At 39.8% G+C, this 13,481-nt stretch carries 10 protein-coding genes and 1 tRNA gene; 5 read left to right on the top strand and 6 right to left on the bottom strand.

All coding sequences use genetic code 11. From position 1 onward, the window contains the following. Nucleotides 1–96 precede the first annotated feature (96 nt). Nucleotides 97–753, top strand: coding sequence for a thiopurine S-methyltransferase (locus SJ2017_RS03500; RefSeq protein WP_080914883.1), 657 nt, complete (start codon nt 97–99; stop codon nt 751–753). A gap of 87 nt (nt 754–840) precedes the next feature. On the opposite strand, the gene SJ2017_RS03505 is transcribed toward SJ2017_RS03500, so the two are convergent. After that, nucleotides 841–1,872, bottom strand: coding sequence for a porin (locus SJ2017_RS03505; protein WP_080914884.1), 1,032 nt, complete (start codon nt 1,870–1,872; stop codon nt 841–843). 485 nt (nt 1,873–2,357) lie between these two features. Further along, nucleotides 2,358–3,416: a porin gene (locus SJ2017_RS03510; RefSeq protein WP_080917380.1), complete on the bottom strand. Its 1,059-nt coding sequence runs from the start codon at nt 3,414–3,416 to the stop codon at nt 2,358–2,360. Nucleotides 3,417–3,843: 427 nt separating this feature from the next. Between SJ2017_RS03510 and tcdA the strand changes: the two genes are divergently transcribed. Continuing rightward, on the top strand, nt 3,844–4,638 hold the full coding sequence (gene tcdA / locus SJ2017_RS03515; RefSeq protein WP_080917381.1) for a tRNA cyclic N6-threonylcarbamoyladenosine(37) synthase TcdA: 795 nt from the start codon (nt 3,844–3,846) through the stop codon (nt 4,636–4,638). Nucleotides 4,639–4,938: 300 nt separating this feature from the next. Continuing rightward, entirely contained in the window at nt 4,939–5,550 is a 612-nt protein-coding gene (locus SJ2017_RS03520; RefSeq protein WP_080914885.1) for a superinfection exclusion B family protein, read from the top strand. A 129-nt stretch (nt 5,551–5,679) separates the two neighbouring features. Here the strand turns inward: SJ2017_RS03520 and SJ2017_RS03525 are convergent, their stop codons facing one another. After that, a complete protein-coding gene (locus tag SJ2017_RS03525) occupies nt 5,680–5,811 on the bottom strand; it encodes a DUF3149 domain-containing protein (protein WP_065109785.1) in 132 nt (43 codons plus the stop codon). A gap of 340 nt (nt 5,812–6,151) precedes the next feature. On the opposite strand from SJ2017_RS03525, the gene SJ2017_RS03530 reads away from it, so the two are divergent. Beyond that, nucleotides 6,152–6,236 (top strand) — tRNA-Leu (locus SJ2017_RS03530). Nucleotides 6,237–6,351: 115 nt separating this feature from the next. Here SJ2017_RS03530 and SJ2017_RS03535 read toward each other — a convergent pair. Both SJ2017_RS03535 and SJ2017_RS03540 read right to left on the bottom strand, forming a co-directional pair. After that, nucleotides 6,352–6,582: a hypothetical protein gene (locus tag SJ2017_RS03535; protein WP_055022687.1), complete on the bottom strand. Its 231-nt coding sequence runs from the start codon at nt 6,580–6,582 to the stop codon at nt 6,352–6,354. 516 nt (nt 6,583–7,098) lie between these two features. Then, a complete protein-coding gene (locus SJ2017_RS03540) occupies nt 7,099–7,662 on the bottom strand; it encodes an outer membrane beta-barrel protein (RefSeq protein WP_055022686.1) in 564 nt (187 codons plus the stop codon). Nucleotides 7,663–8,193: 531 nt separating this feature from the next. On the opposite strand from SJ2017_RS03540, the gene SJ2017_RS03545 reads away from it, so the two are divergent. Further along, nucleotides 8,194–9,516 (top strand): anaerobic C4-dicarboxylate transporter, encoded by a 1,323-nt coding sequence (locus SJ2017_RS03545; protein ID WP_055022685.1) that lies wholly within the window; start codon nt 8,194–8,196, stop codon nt 9,514–9,516. Nucleotides 9,517–9,585: 69 nt separating this feature from the next. On the opposite strand, the gene SJ2017_RS03550 is transcribed toward SJ2017_RS03545, so the two are convergent. Further along, a complete protein-coding gene (locus SJ2017_RS03550; RefSeq protein WP_080914886.1) occupies nt 9,586–13,461 on the bottom strand; it encodes a S8 family serine peptidase in 3,876 nt (1,291 codons plus the stop codon). Between the last annotated feature and the right edge of the window lie 20 nt (nt 13,462–13,481).

Below are 13,481 nucleotides of genomic sequence, written 5' to 3' on the forward strand. Positions count from 1 at the left end.
CGTTTTTACTGATTACCTGTTGTGTCGCTAATCAATTTGCATCCTATGTTCATTGTATTTAGAGTAAAGCTCATTTACATGACATGGACCTTAGATATGGAAGCAAGTTTTTGGCACAGTAAGTGGCAGCAACAGCAAATTGGTTTTCACCAGCCGCAAATAAATGAATTTCTAATTAAATATTGGTCGCAACTGGCTATACCGTCCGCTGCTGAGGTATTTGTTCCATTGTGTGGCAAGTCGTTAGACATGTGTTACCTCGCAGAGAAAGGCCACAATGTTTTAGGTTGCGAGCTAAATCAAATTGCAGTTGAAGACTTTTTTAAAGAAAATACTTTGCCAGTTACACAACAAGCGCAAGGTGAGCATCAAGAGTACACCACAGATCAAATCACGCTTATACAAGGTGATATCTTTACGCTATCAGCGACGACCACACAAAAAATTGGCGCTTTTTATGATCGTGCAGCATTGATTGCATGGCCAGAGGCAATGCGTCAGCAGTATGCCAAGAAATTAGCAGAGCTGATCCCATCAGGCGTCAAGGGCTTACTCATTACCTTAGATTATGATCAAGACACACTTAATGGCCCCCCATTTGCTGTTAGCCCATCTTGGATAGAGTCATACCTAGCTGAAACTTTTGACGTTGAGTTATTAGAGTGTGCTGATGTGTTGCGTGATAATCCAAGGTTTATTAATAAACAGGTTCCTTGGTTGAATGAAGCTGCGTATATCTTAACTAAAAAGTAATGGCTAAATTTAACAGTAAAAATTGATATAAAAAAAGCGACCATCAGGTCGCTTTTTTATTAACTAAAGGCTCTAAAGAGGCATTAATTAGAAGTCGTAGCGCATACCAACAGTAAATACGTTGTCATCTTCTAGATCGATGGTTGGGCCACCGTCAAGTTGGTAATCACCTTCGTACATAGCGTAGTGGCCATATACTAGAGTCGATTTAGAGATGCGGTAGTCAGCACCTACAGTGATTTGTGTAATGCTAGCATCAGTAACAACACCATCTGCTGCTTTTTGCTTAGTTAGGTAACGACCGAAACCACCTTCGTCAACACCGTACTCAGCTTTTAAGTTAACGCCGTTTAGGTTGTAAACCACGTTTAAGAAGTAAGAATCACCTTCTTGATCAGTCGTTTGGCTTTCAGTGCTTTGGTATAAACCACCTACTTTAAAATCACCTAGTTTAACTTGAGCAACGCCACGGTATGCATCGATGCCACCGATTGTGTTGTAAGCAGCAGCTACATAGTAGTTTTGCGCTTTAAGTTTTTTATCACCGATTGTTGCACTTAATGCGTACTGACTTTCGTAAGACTCATCACCGTTTGCATCAGTGTAGTTATCTTCCATTAAGTAAGTTGCGTTTAACGTGATTAAATCAGCGATTTTTGGAGAGTAGTACCAGATACCGTCAGCAGAACGAGTTTGACCTGCTACTAAACGGTCGATATCAGCATTGCTGTTACCGAAAACGTCAACGCCGCCTTCAGATTGCTTGAATACTGTGTCGTTACGGCCCACTAAAACAGTACCGAAGTTAGATTTTAAACCTAAGAAAGTGTTACGAGCTTTGAACACATCAGAGCTAGATGAAGTGTTTTCAACTTGGAATTCCATTTGGTATAGCACTTCGAAAGCATCAGAGATTTTTTCGCTGCCTTTAACACCTAAGTGAGAGAAGTTGTTTTCGAATACAGTGCCAGCTTTACCTTCTTGGGTAGTCACACCTAGATCTGAATCTGTTATTGCTAAGTCTAAACGACCGTAGAAATTTGGACCTTCAGCTGCTGCGCCGAAAGAAGTTAATGCAATCACAGAGGCCACAGATGCTGAAATTAGCGTCTTTTTCATCTTCATACTCCCTTTAGAGCCTAAGGTTCTATTCCCATTTTATGGGTTGTTTTAGTGAATTTCAGTCACAGCGGCAATGAGTTTACATAGCACTGTGATATGAACTTGACAGAATTTTTGCAGGTTTGAGCTGCTTAAGTTGTGGGCTATGTCAAACTTTTTGGGATAACGTAATGATTTGATGAAAAAATGTGACAAGTTCGAGACTTTTGGCTATTAGTTAACAGTGATTTAGCAAACTACCCCTTTGTGGAGGTTCACATAATTGGCGATATGGTGTAAGTGGCGCTGTAATAGGGTTTAAGCATAGTTAAGGTGTTGCTTAATTGTTAACTCTTTGGCGGTATTTGCATATGCGTTATGCATTTTTGCATAGGAAAAAGTGCGTTTGATATATTGAGCCCAAAAAAAAGCGACCTATTGAGGTCGCTTTAGCATTTGCTTAACAATTCGCTGTTAATTAATTCAACAGCTTATCAGTGTATTTAGAAATCTAAACGTACACCAACAGTGAAGATATCATCACTTAAATCTTCAACAACACCATTTAGCTTCATGTCGCCGTCGTATTTCGCGTAGTGACCGTATACTAAAGTGTTGTTGCTTAAACGGTAATCTGCACCGATGCTGAATTGTTGAATTTCAACGTCAGATACATCTTTACGTGCATCTAATACGTTTGCACCTTCGTCATTTTCAAGCTGACCAGTACGACGGTCTACAATTTTACCTAGACCTGAATCATCGTAACCGTACATTGCTTTAATTTTAAGGTTACCCATCACGTATGCAGCGTTGATGAAGTAACTGTCACCTTCAAGGTGTGCTAATTCGCTTTTTAGGCTTTCAGTGTTTTGGTATAAACCGCCAACAATGAAGTTGCCAAATTTAGCTTGAACCACACCACGGTATGCTTCGATGTCTGTAATGCCGTCTTGGTAAGCGGCAGCTGCATAGAAGTTGTGAGATTTAAGCGCTCTATCACCAATCGTTGCACTTAATGCGTACATAGAGTCACTTTGTGATTCGTAGTTATCATCCATTAAGTAAGTCGCGTTAAGTGTTAGCATGTCAGCTAACTTTGGTGAGTAATAGCTAATGCCGTCACCAGAACGAGTTTGACCAGCTGCTAATAAGTCGATGTCTGAGTTGCTGTTACCGAATAAGTCAAAGCCGCTTTCAGATTGCTTAAATACAGTGTCATTACGACCAACTAATGCAGTACCAGCGTTGGTTTTAAGACCGATGAAGGTGTTACGAGCAGCGAATGTGTTACCTGAATTATCAAAGTTGCTTACGCCGAATTCCATTTGGTAAAGAATTTCGAAGTCATCGTTGATTTTCTCTGTGCCTTTCACACCTAACCAAGAGAAATTGTTTTCAATGACTGTACCGTCTTTTTGGTTTTGAGTTGCGACACCCAAGTCAGAGTTCGTAAGTGCAAGATCAGCACGACCGTAGAAATTTGGACCATCAGCTAAAGCAGTAAATGAAGTCATAGCAGTACAAGATAAAATAGCTGCAGTGATCAGGTTTTTTTTCATCATCTTAATCTTCCTTTGGTAAGGGCTTGATTTTGTTGGCACTCATCAGGTGTGCTCAACATTGATAGAAATAGTGACTCATAACGGATACGCTAAAGGCACTATTATTCTGGATCCTTTATTTGCGCCCGATATTGACATAAAAGCTTCACTGAAAAGTGTGACAGTTATCACTAATGATGTTTTTTATTTGATTTGTATCATATTGGTTTACAAGGCTTACATTGCTTTTTAACAAGCAGGCTGCAACCGTTAACTGCACTTATCACAAAATGATGTGGTTAGTTAATGTTTGCAACAGGTGTGTCGAGAAATGTGTCTATCTCAATCTGCTGTATTTATTGCAATGGCAGAGTTTTATTTCGCTCCTCAGCGAATTCGTATAAAATACCGCCCCCGAATAAGTCAGTAGCAAGAGCATCACATGTTGTCAGAATCATATTTAAATCGTTTTGGTGGAATTGGCCGTTTATATGGTCAACATGCACTTGAAAACTTTGCCAAGGCACATGTGGTCATTATTGGGATTGGCGGTGTAGGCACTTGGGTTGCAGAGTCGTTAGCTCGTAGTGGGATCGGGCAAATCACATTAGTTGATTTAGATGACATTTGCGTGACTAATACTAATCGTCAATCTCATGCATTAGCGTCAACCATTGGCGAGTCAAAGGTTGAGGTGATGGCAAAGCGTTTACGTGAAATTAATCCAAAATGCGTTGTTAATGAAGTCGAAGATTTTATAACAGCAGATAACTTGGCTGAATACTTGGGCACTAAGCAAGAGCCTCTTGCCATTGATTATGTGGTTGATTGTATTGACGCAGTAAAGCAGAAAGCGGCTTTAATTGCCTGGTGTAAGCGTAATAAACTGAAAATAGTGACCGTGGGTGGAGCGGGTGGTCAAACTGATCCAACCCAAATTCAGTTAACTGACTTAGCTAAAACCATTCAAGATCCTTTACTCGCAAAAGTGAGGGGGATTTTAAGACGTGAATATAATTTCACTAAAAATACGCAAAGACGGTTTGCTGTTGACGCGGTATTTTCAACTCAACATCTAGTTTATCCGCAAAATGATGGCAGTGTATGTAGTACCAAGGCTGCATCTGACGGTAGCATGAGAATGGATTGTGCTTCAGGCTTTGGCGCGGTCACTATGGTCACAGGTACATTTGGTTTTATTGCCGCGAGCAGAGTCTTAGCAAGACTTGCAGAAAAGTAACTAAAGTTATCGCCCCCATTTCAGTGTTGCAACATTTTTTGGTGTAATCCAATAAGGTTACGCCATCTATATTAAGACTTTTCTGTATAGCAATGAACGATTTGCCATCTTCACATAGCGTAAGAGAAGCGTAATAATTAGCGGTCGAAATAGTTCTATTTCACATGGCCCACATCATCAGCCACGTCCCTGTGCATCTTAAGTCCTATTAAACATTTATTTTTTACTTACGGATAATCTCTTGGCACCAAAATTGCTTTTGAAGTGATAGATTCAAAAATCTGACACTTTGGACGTAACATGATGAAATTTAAATTAGATACCTTAAAGTTAGCCAATATTAAGCGTGTATTGGTAAGCGTGATGCTTTGGTGGGTGGTAGCGTGTGCAGTATTATTATTTGCACCGAACCATGTGTTACAAACTTTGTCCCTTGACGGTTTTGTGTCTAACTATGGGCACTTTATTGGTTTAGGTTTAATTGTTGGTGCCGCTTTCTTTTTGAGTCAGTTATTCACATTTGTTGTTGATGAGTCGATTAGTTACTTACGTGAAAAACGTGCCATAGAAACCATTGAAGCGAAAGTGAAGCTATTGGATCCGGCTGAACGTGCCTTATTACGAGAGTTCTTTCTGCAAGGAGCCACTATTTTGGCACTACCGCAAAACGAGTTAGCCGTTAAAGGACTCGTTGCAACAAGTATTCTTGAGCTTGTCGGTAATGAAAGACATTACGCTATCCAAGGGCCTACTGCTGAATATAAGATTTCAATGAAGGCGCGCGTATACCTCAATCGGGAAGTGCTGCGTTTACCCGCTGGCGAACCAAGTAAAGAAGAGTTAACTCATCTAATCAAAGCAAGGCCGCAGTTTATTAATGGATTAGTGCAGCCAAGAAAACATGCCGCTTAATTGACTATGTCGACTTATGTCACTGCTGTATTTTTCAATACGAATTTTTGACACAAAAATGGGGGCTAAACGCCCCCTAATAATTTGCTAAGAAACACAAAAACTGACTTAAATCTAAATAAGTATTACCTATTTTTTTGGAGCCGACTTCACAATAAACATCCACATCATGTACGACATAATTCCCATGGTGCAGAAGATAACAATCATTGATAGCAAACCTATTGCATTACCAAACATCAAATCTAACCAGAATGCCATTTCATAATCCTCTTTATCGTGAAGTCATAAGTAACATATCGCATACATCTGTTAACAATTATGATCTCGATCAATTAACCTTTCGGTTATTGCTTAATCGCTAATGTAATGTATTAGAAAGGAGTCAATTATATGCTTCATCACACAAATGCTGGCTAATCCAAGCAAGCTGAGACGTTTAAAGTAGTGTTTAACGTAACTGAATACTTGCTTTGAATGAGATTTGAGCTATTGAAATGAAAACTTCGATTAAGGTGCTGAAAGGGCTTGCCATTGCCATTGGCCTAGGTATAATTCTGATTCTCGATTGAGCCTAGCTCTTTTGAAACATCAATATGATGCCGGTGTGGTGAAATTGGTATACACGACGGATTCAAAATCCGTTGCTTTCGAGCGTGGCGGTTCAAGTCCGCCCACCGGTACCATCTCCTCTTTGAGGAATAAACCGACTTAATGTCGGTTTTTTTGTGCCTGCTTTTGTTGAGATATGCCAATCTAACGCTTTAAGTTCTAATAACACCTATCGAAAATATTGCTTAACTAATTGCTTTTATATGTATTATTTCTTATTTGACGTTTTTCGAATCCAGCGACAATACCGAGTTCATAAAAGGGTATTTGACGTGTTAACGAATCTTGCAGTAGCGCGTAGCCGCTGTCATCGATAGAGAGTTCATCAGCAAGACTTTCGCCTTTAATCCAGCCTAGTCCATACAACAGAACAGCGGTCATGCAGGTGTATTGAATTATGCCTGAAAAATAATGCTTCATAAAAATCTCATATTTATCATGGTCTAAGTAAGAGTTGACCGGTTTTTTAACGACTCTATAGTATTACTTTTTTATTAAGCTATTGAATATGCTCAAAGTTAATAATGAGCGAATAGTAAAGGTAAGGGATGACATTTTTATGAAAGCTTAGCAAGGTTTATCAATAAGCAATCGTACCAATGAAACTGTTTAAGTAGGGGATTTGGCTAATGCATTAAGTGCTAGAGGCTTAAATACTTTTGCTGGCCACATAAAAATAGTTTTTTAATTGAATTGTTATTAACCAAGTAACGGTTATTAACTGCTGAATAAAGCACCATTATTGATTATTACTCTAGAGACTAAAGCTATTGTGAATAATTAAAGTACTTTTATGTCTGGCTAGATATAATTTTCTGATGAATATCATTTTAGGTATTGATGGTTTTATATGTTAATTGGTTAACTAATTGAGTCTCATGCAAATAATATAGGACACATTAAGTGTCCTATATTATTAGTATGTTAGTTATTTAACTAGAACTTATAATCAATAGCTAAATAGACCTGCTGGGTATCATTTAATGAGAAGGTACCAGTATTCGCACCATTACCCACATCTTTTTCATAATCTTGCTTTAGGTATTGATAACCAATTTCTGTAGACCAGTTGTCATTGATATTGTACATAAAGCCAGTTTGACCACCCCAAACGAAGTTATTGCCAGAGCTTAAATCAGCATCTTTAATACTCGTGTGTGTCATACCAGCAGTGGCGCCGACAAACCAATTCATTTTATTACTAGCACCGAGAGGAACAAGGTAATCGTAAGACAGTAAGAAGTTTTGCTGCTTGCCTATATCTTCAGAGTTGTAGCCATAAGTACCATATACACGGCTGTTGTCATTGATATAGGTACCAACACGAAGTTGATAAGCCATATCTTTTTCTTTTTCTTTAGTTCCATCTACTGAAGAATCTAATTTATAGGTATTTTTTTGGTAGCCAGCTGCGCCACCAATAAACCAATCAGATGCCATTGCAGGTACAGACATCATTGAGGTGATCACACCTGCTAAAATAAGTTGCTTTGTTTTCATAATCCACTCCAAGTAAAAAATGTAAGTCAGTTCGTTTTGATGGATTCACTATAATCTCGAGATGCTGAATAAAAACTGAATGAAAACATTAAGGTTTATTTTCGGCTAATTATTATTTGTTTAAGAATTAAACTTGGCTTGGTTTTCAATATTTATAATTAGTTATTTTTAATATGGCTAATTTGATGTTATTTAGACGAAATTATTTGGTTCATCTTATTGTTGGTGAATGCCTTTTTTGTATATTCGAGTTGATTAAAGATTAGATGATCACAGTTTTACAATTAACTTTGTTTTTTACATGAGCAAGGTCACTGTATCGTTTTTAACTGATATTGAGTGCTGGGTTATTGATGTATAAACAAGGTGTAAGGCTGTCAAAAAACATAACCAGTCTATAGCCTTAAAAACGATTTCAGCATCATGGATACAGCGAGCTCCCTACATTAACTCTGCTGTTGACTCTGAAATCAATCTGTTATGACGCAGGAAGTCATACATAAATTAATGTTTGCTAAGGAGATTTAGCTAATGTTCTATATTCATATGCTGTTGCTGCTAGCGGTGATATTCGTTGGTATCCGTCACGGTGGTGTTGCGTTTGGTTTGCTTGGCGGTTTAGGTGTTTCGGTTTTGGCATTTGTGTTCGGTATTGCCCCAGGATCGCCGCCAGTCAGTGTTATGCTGATTATTCTCGCTGTAGTGGCTGCTTCAGCTACCCTTGAGGCCACGGGTGGCCTTAAGTTATTAGTTAAATATGCTGAAAAATTACTTAGAAAACATCCTAGCCAAATTACTTTTTTAGGCCCGTTATGTACTTATTCGTTAACTGTTTTAGTGGGAACCGGCCATTCAGTTTACCCACTATTGCCAGTTATTTATGATGTTGCTTATAAAAAAGGTATTCGTCCTGAGCGTCCATTAGCTATGGCAACAGTGGCATCTCAAATGGGGATTACTGCAAGCCCTATTGCTGCTGCGGCGGCAGTAGTCATGGCCACTGCGATGGATAACAATCTTGATATCAGTTTAATTAATGTGTTGTCGGTAACGATTCCGGCTACGTTAGTTGGTGTGCTTGCAGGTTGCGCTTGGAGTTTACATCGCGGGAAAGATTTAGATAAAGATGAGGCATTTCAAGAACGCCTTAAAGATGACGAGTTTCGTCAGAATCTGATTGATCCTGAAGTTGAAACTGACGATCAGGCACATACCGATAGCATTGCCAAAAGAGGTTTAGCATTATTTTTGGCCGGGATTTTATCTGTTATTGTGTTAGCTATGTTCAGTAAAGAATTGCTACCAGAAGGCGTAAAAATGTCTGTAGCGATACAGTTCATGATGTTGTCTGTTGGTGCGGTTATATTACTGGCAACCAAGGTTTCGCCACAAAAGATTGTTAATAGTAATGTCTTTACTGCCGGTATGACGGCTGTGGTGATTATTTTTGGTATTGCATGGTTGAGTGACACTATTATTGGACATCATAAAAGCTACTTAGTGAGTTCATTAAGTGACTTAGTGAGCGCCTACCCTTGGTCATTTGCGATAGCCATGTTTATGGCATCTATTTTTCTTAAAAGCCAAGCGGCAGTATTAACGATTATGTTCCCGTTGGGATTTGCATTAGGTATACCCGCACCTGTGTTAATTGGTGTTATACCTGCTTGTTATGCTTACTTCTTTTTCCCATTCTACCCAAGTGATTTAGCGGCAATTAGCTTTGACCGCTCAGGTACGACAAATATTGGTAAGTATGTGTTAAATCATAGCTTTTTAGTGCCAGGATTTATCGGTGTCACCACGGCAACCGTATTGGGCTACTTTATCTCGACATTGGTTATTAATCATTAACTGATAAGTCAATCGACATAAAAAAGCCCAGCATATGCTGGGCTTTTTACGTTAAGTGTTAAATAACGATTATGACTTCATTTTACGACGACGGAACATCGCTAAAGGAAGAAGAAGCGTAGTTAACCAGCCCATAGAGCCGCTGTCATCCTTAAGGTCAGGAGCAGAAAGAATATCTATTGAAACTTGTTCAGTAGTACTATCTGCTTCGCCATCATTTGCTGTGACAGTGAAGGTATAGACACCAGTCTTAGTAGAAACAAAGCTAATATCTTTGGCTGTACTATCGAAAGATACATCTACAGGTCCAGCTGTTTGAGTCCAAGCATATGTTAGCGAGTCACCATCAACATCAGCAGCACCAGAACTAACCGTTGCTTCCAGACCTACTAAGATCTTGCTGGCTGAAGGGGATACAGTCGGTGCATCATTAACATTGGTTACATCAACCACCACTTCAGTTGGAGTGCTTACAGTACCTGCAGCGTCTGTAGCTGAGTAGGTAAACATATCCTTACCGAAGAAATCTTTATTAGGCGTGTAAGTTGCTTCGCCAGACTCTGTGATTGTCACTGTACCATTTGCTGGCTCATCAACAATTTTCACCATACCAAGATCACCTGTAGCGGCAATATTGATAATGCGTTGAGCAGAGGCAGTTATACCATCACCAGTCACTTTAGAGCGAGCCACTTTTTGAGCTGGCATTGTATCATTCTCTAAAACGTTGAATGTAACAGCTGTTTCTTCAACTGTAGTTGAGCTGTCCATATACCCAAGATCGAAATCTTCCGCTGTTGCTTTATAGTCAATTTTGACTTGTCCAGCAGCTGATGAAACAACTTGAAGGTAGTCATCGTTAGTTACCGCAGTTCCTTCGCCATTGTAGTAATAAGTAGAACCAATCGTGCCACCTATATTTTCTGCACCAATAGATACATTCGCAGGCATATTTGGAATATCTAGGTAGTTAAATGAAACATCTTCAACATCGCCAATCTTAATCCAAACACTAAATGAATATGCCGTACCAGATGGGTCGGCATATAATTGGCCATCGTTCCATTCAACAACAATGAAGGTTCCTGATGCAAGTTCGATAATGTTTAAGCCTAATTGACCGCCACCAGTATCAGTTGCAGTTCCATCACTTAAATCAAAATCTGACCAGAAAGGAGCAAGAATGTTATTAGGGTTAGCACTATCAGGTAATTCTTTATTATTCCAAGTACCGCCTGTATTACCGCCACCAACTAAAACAATACCATTGTCTGAAATCGTAATCGTATCGTAAGTTGAACCATTATATTTGAATGATGGAAGACCTTCATAAGTGAATGACTTTTCATCACACCCTTCGTCACATGTTGGAATAAATGCTAAATCTGCATCAAAAATACTTGGATAAGTACCAGTGAAGGCTTCGATAGACATTTCAGATTGCTCTAAACTTCCAACCCAAGTAATTACACCAGTTTCTTCGTTTACACTAAAGCCATTTTGAGAAGCATTGGTTAAAGTAACTGATACATCATCTTCTGAAGTTAGCATGGAACCTTCAGGTGCCATTGCTGTGAAGGTAACAGTATTCTCAAACATGGTGTTGTTGAGCACTGCTGAAATTTCCATATCATCTGAAGTCGTCAAATCTGCATCATCAGAAGTTACAGAAATCAATGAAGAGTCGCTAGACTCTTGCGCTAACACTGCAAGAGGTAAATGAGCATCTTGCATGCCTGATGCACTCGAAAGCATCACATTACCGAATATCCAATCACCATATTCTGCAAAAGTAGAATCGACTGTGACCATAAAGGTCGCAGAGCCGCCAGCTGGGGTATCTAAAGTACTTGGAGAAACCATGATGCCTGCAGAATCAGAGCTTGCGGCTAATGACCATGAGGTGTCTTCTTCACTCTTATTGTAAACCGTGCGAGTGAAAGTACATGGACCAACACATGAATCAGCAGCAATTGAAGGCTTATCGAAAGTTAATACCGCTTTAGCTGCAGCATCTAAATCCATACGACCCGCACCCATTGCAAACGGTGAAGCTGCAGTAGTTGCATCATCATCTAGGATGCCATCAACAGTTGAAGTTGATGTTAGCGCGGTCTTAATATCATTTGCAGACCAATCAGGATGTAATTGACGCATCATTGCTGCAGCGCCAGCAACATGAGGGCTTGCCATACTGGTCCCAGAGATCATATTGAAATCTAGTCCACCATCATCAGGCGAGTAAGCTGATAAGATATTAGTACCTGGAGCAGCAATATCCGGCTTTAAGATATTTTGGTTACCGTTTGGACCGCGTGAGCTAGAACTATTAATGGTATCGGCTAGTTCAGGTACCATTAAACGCTTAATTTCTGAACCAACAGTACCTTCGGTTGCCGTTTCGCCCATAGTATCGATAATATCTAATCCGTCACCATTTGAAATCATCACCGATGGGAATGTAACGCCAGGCATAGACATGGTAATCGGTGCACCAGGATTACTGTTATATACTACAAGTGCACTTGCACCAGCATTCATCGCATTTTCAGCTTTCGACGAAAATGCACAAGCACCTCGAGATATTAATGCGATACTGTCTTTAAAGCTATCAACTGGGAAAGCATCACACCCTTCAAAATTAGCTTCATCGATATTTATTGCAGCAACAACAGGTGCTGTAACATCCATTTCGATAACCGTATCAGAACCAGGGATTGCGAGTAAGTCTTCACCACCAGCATTGAAACTGTTGGCAAAGTAGCGGCCTGTTGTGCTGTTGGCTACAGCAATACCAGACTCAATACATGCAGGGCAACCAATAGTGCTTGCGCCATTACCGTCGTTACCCGCTGCAGAAACAACGACAACACCCGCCGCTTCAGCTGCTTCAAACATGGTTTTATATGGGCTACTGGCAGGATCCGCACCAGCGCCACCACCCCAAGAGTTGTTGATAACATCAGCGCCATCATTAACTGCATGCTCTAACGCTTCCATTAACATGATGTTAGAGCCACTACCACCTGAACAGTCTGCTTTAGAATATAACGCCTTGTATGACATTAAGTATGCTGCTGGAGCTACACCTGATAATTCAACATCAATGTCATTAAATTGGGTAGAGACTAAATTACCTACAGCTGTACCTGCAACGTGTGTACCGTGACCGCCGTAACCTAGTGGACTCATGTATTCATCAGGACAGACTTCAAAAGTCGGTTGAGACCAACGTGCTACAATCAGTTTGTTATTACAGAATGACTCATCTGTTGTTGAACAGTAATCATCAGTTGGCATGGCGCCCATAGGTGCTTCAAAACCTTCATCGGCAAACATTGGGTTTTCTGGTCGAATACCACCATCGATAACTGCAACTCGAATGCCTTTACCTGCATTTGCCATTCCATTCACAGTTGTCCACATCGCTTCAGTATTAATAACTTGAAGTGATGCATCCATGCTGATGTCATACATAGTTTCAGGGTAAACAGATTTAACCCCAGGAATAGCCATTAACTGCTCAACAGTTAAATTTTGACCTGCGACTGTTACGCCATTGAAAAGAGTTTTGAATTGGCGCTCTACTTTACTGTTGGCAGAGATTTTATTGAGTGCACTTGAAAATGCTTTCTGTTCATTAGCAAGATGTGATGCGTAATTTTGAACTGCAGCAGATTGTATATCTAATTTGGTTTCCTTTGCTGTTACTGCTGTTGCAGCAAGATTTTGAGTACCGCCTTGGTATGATGCTACCGCAGGAGAAGATAGTTCAACGATAAATCGTTTTGGTGCAGTTACATTGATAGGGCTGACAGCTGGCTTGCTGTATTGATTACTAGACAATATTTCTAACTCATATTTATTGCCTGTCATTTCGGTGTTTGCAAAGCTAGCACTTGATAGTAGTGCTGCTGATATAGCTATTGATAATTTAGTCTTCACAACTTCTTCCTTGGTTAAAG

This window comes from Shewanella japonica (assembly GCF_002075795.1).
GTDB lineage: Bacteria > Pseudomonadota > Gammaproteobacteria > Enterobacterales > Shewanellaceae > Shewanella > Shewanella japonica.